8 protein-coding genes and 1 pseudogene are annotated in these 11,055 nt (G+C 64.9%); 7 read left to right on the plus strand and 2 right to left on the minus strand.

Annotated features, from left to right (window positions below; genetic code table 11):
• Positions 1-378 precede the first annotated feature (378 nt).
• From N2652_09665 to N2652_09690, 6 genes are all read left to right on the plus strand, one after another.
• Positions 379-1,779 (plus strand): Gfo/Idh/MocA family oxidoreductase, encoded by a 1,401-nt coding sequence (locus tag N2652_09665; protein ID MCX7819454.1) that lies wholly within the window; start codon positions 379-381, stop codon positions 1,777-1,779.
• Positions 1,776-3,155: an L-alanine-DL-glutamate epimerase gene (locus N2652_09670; GenBank protein ID MCX7819455.1), complete on the plus strand. Its 1,380-nt coding sequence runs from the start codon at positions 1,776-1,778 to the stop codon at positions 3,153-3,155. The genes N2652_09665 and N2652_09670 overlap by 4 nt, the downstream gene beginning before the upstream one ends.
• A gap of 180 nt (positions 3,156-3,335) precedes the next feature.
• Positions 3,336-3,680, plus strand: coding sequence for a metal-sulfur cluster assembly factor (locus N2652_09675; GenBank protein MCX7819456.1), 345 nt, complete (start codon positions 3,336-3,338; stop codon positions 3,678-3,680).
• A 9-nt stretch (positions 3,681-3,689) separates the two neighbouring features.
• Positions 3,690-4,469: a Fe-S cluster assembly ATPase SufC gene (gene sufC / locus N2652_09680; GenBank protein MCX7819457.1), complete on the plus strand. Its 780-nt coding sequence runs from the start codon at positions 3,690-3,692 to the stop codon at positions 4,467-4,469.
• Between the two features lie 3 nt (positions 4,470-4,472).
• On the plus strand, positions 4,473-5,903 hold the full coding sequence (sufB, locus tag N2652_09685) for a Fe-S cluster assembly protein SufB (protein ID MCX7819458.1): 1,431 nt from the start codon (positions 4,473-4,475) through the stop codon (positions 5,901-5,903).
• Positions 5,900-7,213: a SufD family Fe-S cluster assembly protein gene (locus N2652_09690; GenBank protein ID MCX7819459.1), complete on the plus strand. Its 1,314-nt coding sequence runs from the start codon at positions 5,900-5,902 to the stop codon at positions 7,211-7,213. Before sufB ends, N2652_09690 begins: the two co-directional genes overlap by 4 nt.
• A gap of 9 nt (positions 7,214-7,222) precedes the next feature.
• Here N2652_09690 and hisS read toward each other — a convergent pair whose 3' ends face one another.
• Complete coding sequence (gene hisS, locus N2652_09695) at positions 7,223-8,476, minus strand: histidine--tRNA ligase (GenBank protein MCX7819460.1); 1,254 nt, start codon at positions 8,474-8,476, stop codon at positions 7,223-7,225.
• Positions 8,477-8,494: 18 nt separating this feature from the next.
• Complete coding sequence (locus N2652_09700; GenBank protein ID MCX7819461.1) at positions 8,495-8,776, minus strand: integration host factor subunit beta; 282 nt, start codon at positions 8,774-8,776, stop codon at positions 8,495-8,497.
• Between the two features lie 855 nt (positions 8,777-9,631).
• Between N2652_09700 and N2652_09705 the strand changes: the two are divergent.
• Positions 9,632-9,721: pseudogene (locus N2652_09705) on the plus strand (cold-shock protein).
• The last annotated feature ends 1,334 nt before the right edge of the window (positions 9,722-11,055 follow it).

The raw sequence follows: 11,055 nt of genomic DNA on the forward strand, positions 1-11,055 counted from the left end.
AGAGCCGGTACCCGAGCTGGGCGTGCGGGGCCTCCGAGACCCCGCACGCCTCTGACCGCGATGTCAAAGAGCACCGCCGGTCGTCGTCAACCCCAGGGCGTCCGAAACCGACCCCCGAAAAGTCCGAACCGACGCTCCGAATGGAGGCGATCATAGTTTAGGTGGGCGCGGGTGTCAAGAGGGTGATTTCGGGCGAGGCGGGCGAGGGGGCCAGGGGGTTTAGGCGGTAGGGATGGACTCGAGGGAGAGGGAAGCCGAGCAGGCACTTTTCACGCGAGCGAAACCGGGTGATGGTTGTGCGTGTTCGAGGTGTGGGCGGTTGAGCGCATGCGGGCAATGCGGTTACCCTAAGAGTGTGTCGGAACCAGGAGGCGTGCAATGAAGCGGAGCTGCAGCGGCGAAGGGACGGGTGGGGGTGCGATCCGTGGGTTGGTGCGGCGTCGACAGTTTTTGAGATCGTGCGCGATCGGGTGGGCGGCGGGCTGTGCACCGCAGATTGTTCGAGCGGAGGTGGTGCGGTGGCCCGGACCGAACTCGCGAGTGGCGTTGGGTGTGATCGGGTGTGGAAATCAGGCTCCGGTCGATTTGGGGGAGTTTCTGCCGATTGAGCAGCTGCAGGTGGTGGTGGTGTGTGATGTGAATCGCGCCAGTCACGGCTACAAGACGCCGGACCAGTATTTGGGGCGTGAGCCGGTGCGGGATTTGGTGAATTCGTACTACGCGAAATCGACGCGGTCGGGGCAGTATCGCGGCTGTGACATGACGGGGGATTTTCGGGAGGTGCTGTCGCGCAAGGATGTGGATGCGGTGGCGATCATTACGCCGGATCACTGGCATGCGATCATGGCGATCCGGGCGGCGGCGGCGGGGAAGGACATTTACTGTCAGAAGCCACTGGGTCTGACGGTGCGGGACGGGCAGGAGATGATACGGGCGGTGCGTCGGCACCAGCGGATTTTTCAGACGGGGAGTCAGTGGAGGTCCACGCCGGTGATTCGGCGGTTTTGCGAGGCGGTGCGCAACGGAGCGGTGGGGCGGCCGTTGCGCGTTCGGACGCTGGTGGCGCCGAACAATTTCAAGGGGCCGGGGCCGGGGTGGAAGCCGGCGCCGGTGCCGGATGGGTTTGACTACGAGATGTGGTTGGGGCCAGCGCCGATGGCGCCGTATCATCCGGACCGGTGTCTGTATCGTTTCCGGTTCATCAGCGACTATTCGGGCGGACAGACGACAAACTTTGGGCATCATTCGAACGGTGTGGCTCTCTGGGCGCTGGGGCTGGATGATACCGGGCCGGTGGAGGTATGGAACCTGGGAGCGGAATGGCCGCCGACGGGTGATTTGTTCGACACGGCGACGAAGGTGCATTTTGGGTGTCGGTTTGAGAACGGTGTGGAGCTGGAATGCGTGACGGACCCGCGGCAGTTTGGTGTGCGGATTGAGGGGACGGAGGGATGGATTGAAACGGATGGGCGGCGGATCACGGCGTCGTCGCCGGCGATTGCGGAGTGGCGGCCGGGGCCGGATTCGATTCGTCTGTATGAGAGCGCGAATCACTACCGGAACTTCATCGAGTGCGTGTTGACGCGGAAGGAGCCGGTGGAGCCGGTGGAGGTGGGGCATCGGGTGACGACGGTATGCCATTTGGGGAACATTGCGATGAAGCTCGATCGGCGGCTGAAGTGGGATCCGAGGGCGGAGCGTTTCATCGGGGATGATGAGGCCAACGCGATGTTGAGCCGTCCTCATCGGGCGCCGTGGAGTTACGAGGTGCCGGCATGAAGCGGCGGGAGTTTCTGGGCGCGATGGCAGCGCTGGGGGGCGCGGGAGTGTTGGGCGGGACGCATTGGGGAGCGCTGAAGCCGATCCGTATTCGTGCGACGCGGTCGAACTTCGAGCGGTGCCCGTTGGTGCGTCCGTTTGGCTTCAAAGGCGGGTACATGTCGGAAATCTGGCAGGTCGTGGTTCGGATGGAGAGCGAGTCGGGGGCGTTCGCGACGGGGATCGGGACGCAGAGTGTGTTGTGGAGCGATGCGGCGGTATTTGAGGCGAACGCGGAGGCGGCGGGGAACGCGCTGATGTATGCGATGACGGAGCATGCGCTGCGGCTGGCGCGCGGGAGGGAGTTCCGTCGACCGGACGAGCTCATGGATCAGCTGTATCCGGAGGTGCTGGAGTATGGGCGGCGGATCACGGGCCGGGCGAATCTGCGGCCGACGTTTGCGCTGAACGCGCTGGTGGCGGTGGATCATGCGGCGTGGTTGCTGTTCGCGAAGGAGAACGGTTTGCGGTCGTTTGATGATTTCATTCCGCCGGAGCACCGCGAGGCGCTGGGGTGGCGGCATGAGCGGGTGGCAGCGATTCCGCTGATCTCGTATGGGCTGCCGGTCGAGGAGATCCGCGCGGCGGTCGAGCAAGGCTATTTCTTCCTGAAGATCAAGATTGGGCAGCCCGGCTCGCAGTCGGAGATGCTGGAGAAGGACAAGGCGCGGATCTCCGCGATTCATTCGGCGATCGGCGGGATGCGAACGCCCCACACGAAGGACGGGCGGCTGCCGTATTACTTTGATGCGAATGGGCGGTACGAGAAGAAGGAGACGTTTCTGCGGCTGCTGGATCATTTACAGGCGATTGGCGCGCTGGAGCAAGTGGCGGTGATGGAGGAGCCGTTTGCGGAGGAGTCAGAGATTGACGTGCGGGACATTCCGGTACGGCTGGCGGCGGACGAAACTGCGCACACGGATCGTCACGCGGTGGAGCGCATTGAGATGGGCTACCGCGCGATCGCGGTGAAGACGATCGCGAAGACGCTGAGCATGACGATGCGGATAGTGTCCGCGGCGCATGCGCGTGACGTGCCGTGTTTCTGTGCGGATTTGACGGTGCATCCGATTCTGGTGGACTGGCACAAGAATTTTGCGGCGAGGCTGGCGCCGTTTCCGGGGCTGGGGTTGGGGCTGTTGGAGAGCAATGGGCATCAGAACTACCGCGACTGGGCGGCGATGGTGTCGCAGCATCCGCGGGGAGAGGCGCCATGGACGCGGGTGCGGGGGGGCGTGTACGAGCTGGGGCCGGAGTTTTACGCGGAGAGCGGCGGTATTTTCGAGCCGTCTCCGCATTTTGAGCGGCTGGTGTCGCCGCCGGTGGCCGTCTCGTGAGCTGAGGGGTGGAGACCCGCCGGCGGCTTACTGGGAGCCGGCGGAGGGTCGGCGGTTCGGCCTTTGGGAGAGGGCGCGGGCGCCGGCGGTGGCAGGGGGATCATCGGCGTGGCCGCGCCGTTGATTTGCTTTTGGTGAGGGGTATTGTAGCGCTTACCGGATGCTGTGGGGTGTATGCGCGTGAGTGAAGCGGTGAATGGCCCAGCGGTGACCGATGCGGATGCGGCGACGGCGCAACGCATTTGGGAGGCGTTGACGCGTGTTCAGGATCCGGAGCTGCATGCGGACGTGGTGAACCTTGGGTTGGTGTATGGGGTTGAGGTGAAGGACGGGGTGGCACGGGTGCGGCTGACGTTCACCTCGCCGGGGTGTCCGTATGGGCCGTATTTGGCGCATCTGGTGCGGGAGGCGGTGCGGGGGGTGCCGGGGGTGCGGGAGGAGTCGCTGGAGCTGGTGTTTGAGCCGGCGTGGAGTCCGGCGATGATGAGCGAGGATCTGCGGTTGGAGCTGGGATTTGACGTGTGAGGGTGGGCAATGAGTGAACGCGATCCGATTCTAGAGATTGAGAATCTGGAGGCCGCGGTGGCGGGCCGGCCGATTCTGCGCGGGGTGTCGCTGACGGTGTGCGGCGGCGAGGTGCATGCGCTGATGGGGCCGAACGGATCGGGGAAGAGCACGTTGTCGAACGTGCTGATGGGTCATCCCGACTACGAGGTGACTGGCGGTACGGTGCGGTTGCGGGGGGAGGATGTGCTGGGGCTGGCGCCGGAGGAGCGGGCGCGGCGGGGGTTGTTCCTCGCGTTTCAGTATCCGGTGGCGATTCCGGGGGTAACGACGGTGCAGTTTCTGAAGGCGTGCATTGAGGCGGTTCGGGGGCGGGATGCGGCGAGGGCTGGGGTGTTTCTTCGTGAGCTGCGGGAGACGGCGCGGTTTTTGGAGATGGACGAGTCGTTTTTGAACCGGCCGATCAACGAGGGGTTTTCGGGCGGCGAGAAGAAGCGGATGGAAATTTTGCAGATGTTGATGCTGAAGCCGAAGATGGTGGTGTTGGACGAGACGGATTCGGGATTGGACATTGACGCGTTGAAGGTGGTGGCGCGGGGTGTGCAGCGGGTGGTGGGTCCGGAGGTGGGGGTGTTGATCATTACGCACTACGAGCGAATTTTGAACCATCTGCCGCCGGACCACGTGCACATTTTGGTGGACGGGCGGATTGCGCGGTCCGGCGGACCGGAGCTGGTGCGCGAGCTGGAAGCGCGAGGATACGACTGGCTGCGGGAGCCGGCGGGTGCAGAGGTGGCGGGGGAGGGCTGAGGGATGCCGACGCTACCGGACGACAACCGTTTGCTGCGCGAGTACGAGCACGGGTTTGTATCGGCGGTGGAAGAGGAGCTGGTGCCGCCGGGGCTGAACGAGGACATTGTTCGGCTGATTTCGCGCAAAAAGAACGAGCCCGAGTGGCTGTTGGAGTTTCGGCTGAACGCGCTGCGGGCCTGGCAAAAGAAGAGCGAGCCACGGTGGGCGCGGGTGCAGTATCCGCCGATTGACTATCAGGCGATTCGCTACTATGCGGCGCCGAAGCGGCTGCGGGCGGGGGAGGAGCTTGATCCGGAGATCGTCAAAACGTTTGAGCGGCTGGGGATTCCATTGGATGAGCGGCGGCGGTTGGAGGGGGTGGCGGTGGATGCGGTGTTCGACAGCGTTTCGGTGGCGACCACGCACCAGAAGTTGCTGGAGGAGCAAGGGATCGTGTTTTGTTCGTTTTCGGAGGCGGTGCAGCGGGTGCCGGAGCTGGTGCGGCAGCACCTGGGCAGCGTGGTGCCGCCGGCGGACAACTTTTTCGCGGCGTTGAACTCGGCGGTATTCAGCGATGGTTCGTTCTGCTACATCCCGCCCGGCGTGAAGTGTCCGGTGGACCTTTCGACTTATTTTCGGATCAACGCGGCGGGGACGGGTCAGTTTGAGCGCACGCTGTTGATTGCGGACCGGGGCAGCCAGGTGTCGTATCTGGAGGGCTGCACGGCGCCGATGCGGGATGAGAATCAGCTCCATGCGGCGGTGGTGGAGCTGATTGCGTACGAGGATGCGACGATCCGGTACTCGACCGTTCAGAACTGGTACCCGGGCGATGAGGAAGGGCGGGGTGGCATTTTCAACTTTGTGACGAAGCGAGGTGAGTGCCGTGGTGCGCGCTCGCGGATTTCATGGACCCAGGTGGAGGTGGGCTCGGCGATTACGTGGAAATATCCCTCGTGCGTGCTGCGGGGGGATGACAGCGTGGGAGAATTTTATTCGGTGGCGTTCACGAACCGACGGATGCAGGCGGACACCGGCACAAAGATGATTCACATTGGCCGCCGGACGCGCAGTACGATCGTGTCGAAGGGTATTTCGGCGGGCGAGTCGGTGAACACCTATCGAGGGCTGGTGCAGGTGCTGGCGAGTGCGGAGCGCGCGCGCAACCATTCGCAGTGCGACAGTCTGCTGATTGGCGACCGGTGCACGGCGAACACGTTCCCGGTGGTGGAGTCGGAGAACAGCACGGCGATCATCGAGCATGAGGCGACGACGTCGCGGATCAGTGAGGACCAGCTGTTTTACCTGCAGAGCCGCGGAGTGGAACCGGAAACGGCGAGGTCGCTGATTGTGAACGGATTTTGCCGGGAGGTCTTCAAACAGCTGCCGCTCGAGTTTGCGGTGGAGGCGGTGAAGTTGCTGGAGATCAAGATGGAGGGGAGCATTGGATGAGCGACGGCGTGGCGATGGTCGGTGCGCCGGCGGTGCTGGTCGAGGGGGTGGAGCGACTGGCTGCCGGGGAGCCGGCGGTGCTGCGCGGGTGGCGGCAGGGGGCGTTCGAGGCGGCGCTGGCCCGACCGATGCCGCGGCCGACGGACGAGGAGTGGCGGCGGACCGATCCGCGGCGGTTTGATCCGGAGCCGTGGCGGCCGGTGATCGCCGAGCCAGTGCCGGTGATGGAGGGGCGAGGGGGGGAGCCGGACGCGCTGGAGGAGCCGTTTGATGCGATTGTGACGGTGTGTGCTGGTGGTTGGAGGGTGACGGACCGCACGGGGGTTTTGGGTGGTGGCGGTTTGCGGGTTCGGCCATTGGCGGAGGTGGTGAGGACAGAGGAGGCGGGCGCAGCCGAGTTGTGGGAGTTAGCGCCGTCGGTGGGAACGCGTGACCGTCATGAGTTTTTTGGGATGGGGCTCGCATCGCCGGCGATTGTGGTGGAGGCGGCCGCGGGCGCGCGGTTTGAGCGGGGCGTGCTGATTCGGATGCGGATGCCAGCGGGGGTGGTGTGGTGTCCGTGGCTGGGCGTTCGGGTGGGTGCGGGGGCGATGTTGCACTTGACGGAGCGGGTGGAGGGGGTGCCGGACGCGGATGGGTTGCTGATCGAGACGGTGCGTTTTGTGGTTGCGGCGGAGGGGCGGCTGCGCTGGGCGCGTCTTCAGCGGCTGGGTGCGGGGGTCGCCGGGATGGACTACGTGTTCGGGCGGCTGGGGCGGGATGCGCAGGCGGAGCTGGCGAGCCTGCAGATTGGTGGTCGTGCGGTGCGCAGTCGCGTGGGTGCGGAGGCGGCCGAGCCGGGTGCAACCGTGAGGCTCGGGGGGCTATCGGTGGGCGTGGGCCGGCAGCATCTGGACCAGCAAACGGTACAGGTGCATTCGGCGCCGGATACGTCCAGCGATCTGCTCTTCAAGGTGGCGGTGCGTGATCGGGCACACTCGGTGTACCGCGGATTGATCGGCGCGCGTCGCGGTGCAGTGCGGATTTCAGCGTTACAGAGAAATCACAATCTGGTGTTGAACGACGGCGCGAGGGCGGATTCGCTTCCGGGTTTGCTGATTGACGCGGACGACCTGACCTGCACGCACGGCGCGACGATCGGGAGTTTGGATCCCGACCAGATCCACTATCTGCGGGCGCGCGGGTTGTCCGAGCCGGCGGCTCGGCGCCTGTTGCTGGAGGGGTTTTTCGAGGAGATTGTGGGGCGTCTTGCGTTGCCCGCGGTGCGTGCGGTGGCGCGGGAGGACCTGCGCACTCATCTCGCCAGCTGAGGTGGGGCGTTAGGACGCACCACGCGAGAGGATCGTGGGCAGTTCGCCCAACGCGACCGTTCGCTCTTCTCCGCTTTTCATATGTTTGAGGCGGCAGGTGCCGCCGGCCAACTCGTCGTCGCCGCGGATTGCCGCCCACGTTGCGCCGGCGCGGTGCGCGGCGCGCATCTGCGCTTTCACGCTGCGGCCGGACCAGTCGGCGCCGCAGCGGACGCCGGCGGACCGCAGGCGTTCGGCGAGCACGAGATTCTCGGCCGCAGCGCGGTCGCCCACGGAGACCAACCAGACGGCGGGGGGCGGATCGGCGGGGGTGGCGATACCCTTCGCCTGCATCGCGAGAACGACCCGCTCGAGCCCGATTGCGAAGCCGACGCCTTCGATTTGGCGGCCACCGGCCTCAATACGGTAGCGACCGCCGCCGGCGAGCGCATCCTGGGCGCCCAGCGCGGCATGGGTGGCTTCCCAGATGGTGTGCTCGTAGTAGTCCAGGCCGCGGACGAGACAGCCGTCGAGTTCGGCCTCAATGCCGAGCGCGGATAGCAGCGCGGCGACACGCTCCAGGTAGCGTCGAGAGTCTTCGCCGAGGAAGGAGGTCAGCGCTGGCAGCTTCGCGATCAGCGAGCGGCAACCGGGCTGCTTGCAGTCGAGCACGCGGAGCGGTTGGCGATCGCAGCGCCGTTGACAGTCCTCACAGAGCGAGTCGCGGACAGCGGCCAGGTGATGGCGGAGCCCCTCCCGCACGGCGGGCTGGTCGGCGGCGGTGCCGCGTGTATGGATGCGTAGCCGTGCGTCTCCCAGGCCCCAGGCCTCGAGCAATCTGCGCATCAGCGCGATGCATTCGGCATCGGTCTCCGGAGAGGGCGGGCCGAGCATTTCGACGCCGAGCTGGTGAAACTGCCGGCGGCGGCCGGCTTGCGGTCGCTCGGCACGGAACATCGGACCCAGGTAATAGAGTCGTGCGCCCGTATCTGCACCGGCGTTGCACAGCGCCCGGATGGCTCCGGCGGTGCCCTCGGGGCGAAGCGTCACCGAGCGTCCACCGCGATCCTCGAATGTGAACATTTCCTTTTGGACGACGTCGGTCTCCTCTCCAATCGCCCGGACAAAGAGGGACGTCCGTTCAAGGATCGGCGTGCGCAGTTCTTCGCAGCGGTAGAGGTGGAGGATGCGGCGAGCCTCGGATTCTAACTGCTGCCACAGACGAATTTCGGGAGGGCCGAGATCCGCCATCCCTGGCAGCGGCGACCATTCTGCGGAACTCATCCGAGGCACACGCGGCGCTTACCGTCCGGTAATGGTTTTCCGCATGATGCGGCCGGGCTTGAACTTCACGACCTTCCGACGCGGAATTTCGACGACCTGATCCGGCCGCTTTGGGTTGCGACCGATCCGGGGTTTGTGTTCCTTCACGCAAAAGACGCCGAAGTTTCGGAACTCAACAGTGTCGCCCTGCTGCAGCGCCTCGATGATGTGGTCCAGAGTTTTCTGGAGAACTTTCGCGACATCCAGTTGAGGCAGATTGGTCTCCTGCGCAATGCGAATGACCAGATCGCGTTTTGTCATGGCTACCTCTTTCTGGGTCCACCCACCGGAAATCAGTGGCTCCTTGACCCGCAATAATTAGAGCACATCGGGCGGTCCAAGGCGAGCCGGGTGCGACCGGCTTCGAGACGAGCAGTGCCGCCGGCCGGAGTGGGGCGAGAGGGCGGCGGGGTGGGCGGGAGGGAAGGAGGTGGGATCCGGTGCGGCTGCGTGCGGAAGACCGGAGGGCGCAGACGGAACCGGCTCTCCGCTTTCGCAAGAAAGATGATCAAAAATGGGGTTGTCATCGCTCGAGGAGACGGCGAGCGGATGAAACCTAGTACTTGGAAGGTGGCAGGGGTTGGACGGGGCGGAGTTTTTTGGGAGGGAAACAACGGCTCTGCGAAAGCGAACCGATTTCTCGCCGAGTGGTGGAGGACGGAGACAAGGGCGCTGGAGCTCATCGTGACGGGACGAGAATTCGCAAGATTGAAGAGATCGAAGAGTCTGGAATACTTCTTGCTCTGTTCGGAAGTTTGGCGTGAATGAACAACGAGCGATGAAAACGAGGCAAAGGGAGTGGGTGCTGGGGCTGGTGCTGGCCGTGGCGATTCCGATGGGGCGGGCGGGAGTGGTCGTGGCGCCGTATGCGAATGATTTCGGTGGTGGGGCAGAGGATTTTGACCGGCAGGCGTCGGCGCGGTGGTCCATTTCGCTCGGGCGACTGCGGTTTCAGGATACTGCGGTGGACACGACGAACGTCGTGGACTTTGCGACGGTGACGGTGACGAATCTGGGTGGTACGACGCCGACGAATTTTACGATCTCGGTGAAGTTTGAGGTGAGCGGGGCTTCCGAGGCACCGGCAGGCGCGGGTGAGCGGCTGAGCGTTGGACTGGTGGCGCTGGCGGATCCGGCGCTGACCTCGGGGTATTTTGCGGTGGTGGGGGTGGGGGAGGACATTCCGGGGTTCGAGGAGGGAATGGCGTTTTACAAGGATCGGCTATTTACGAACCAGACGGCGAACTTTTTCATTCAGGGGCCAGCTTCGGACGGCAGCGAGCGATGGAAGCTCACGCTGTTTGGCGAGTATTTGCCTGGCAACCAGCTCCGGCTGCGCTGCGTTGCGCAGAACCTCACCACCGCGGTAGCGGTGACGAATGAGTGGGTGGATGTCTCGGGCGAACTCCGAGCGGGACGCACGTTTGGGATTGTCGTGGCGCACGCGCGCTATGTGAGCACGGTTTTGTTCGACGATTTTCTGGTCTCACCCGGGCAGGGAGACGACTCGATCTTTCTGCCGGCGGGGGTGCGGTTCCGCGATGACTTCGATCTGCCCTTGGGGGTGAGCGGGTGGACGATTTCGGGCGGGCACTTCCCCATTTGGTACGGGGTGACGAACGGCCGGTGTTTTCTGCGTGCGCAAGCGGGCGACATGGCCGGTGCGGTGAACAATCATTTCAATCTCGTGCAGCGCGACCTGGCGGCGGTGTCCACGGGGGATGTCTGCTGGACGCTGGCGGTGGCCGCGTTTGAGCCAACGAATGATCACGCCCAGGTTGCGCTGCTGGTGGGGGATGATCCGGATAACTTTGTGCGGGCGGCGTACGGCCGCATGGATGGTGCCCGCCGCATTCGGCTGACGGAGGAAGCGGCCGGCGTGCCGGTGACGCGGGCGGACGAGCTGCGGGACTTCGGCGGACGAGCGTTCTGGTTGCGGTTGACGCGGCAGGGAGGAATCTACCGTGTGTACTGGAGCACGAACGGCGTATGGTTTCATCGGGTTGCCGGTGCCGCGACGCGTGACCCGGCGACGCCCGCGTGGTTTGGTTTCTGGGCGGGCGGGGACCTGACCTTCGTGGGGATGCCGCCGAACGTCGCCTGGGTGGAAAGCATCGAGGTGCGGGATTTTCCGGACATCCCGCGCATTGTGGGCGTGCCGGTTTCCGGTGTGGCGGCCGTGCAGGTTCGCAACCTTTATGAGGGTACCACTGCGGCGGTGGAGCGGTGTGTGCAGCTGGCGACCGGCATGTGGACCAACCTCGGCGAGTGGGTGGTTGGGAGTGATGCGACCAATTGGGTCGACGCCCTGCCGCCGGCAGGTTCGGGCCGTTACTACCGCGTTCGCGTGCGGCCCTGACTAGACTGGGCACGACGGCCCCCAAAGAGGGGCTCCCGCGGTGGGCCGGCGCCGAAACAAATTGGGTACAGCGGCCGCCGGGCAGCAGCGGCGGCGCCCGGCGGTCTTCGGCGACGATGAGGGCGGCGATCTGCGCGCCCATCCAGAGAGGTTGCTTCGAGCAAGCCTGATGCACTCCCGA

The sequence above is a fragment of the Kiritimatiellia bacterium genome (genome assembly GCA_026417735.1).
Lineage (GTDB): Bacteria > Verrucomicrobiota > Kiritimatiellia > PWTM01 > PWTM01 > CAACVY01.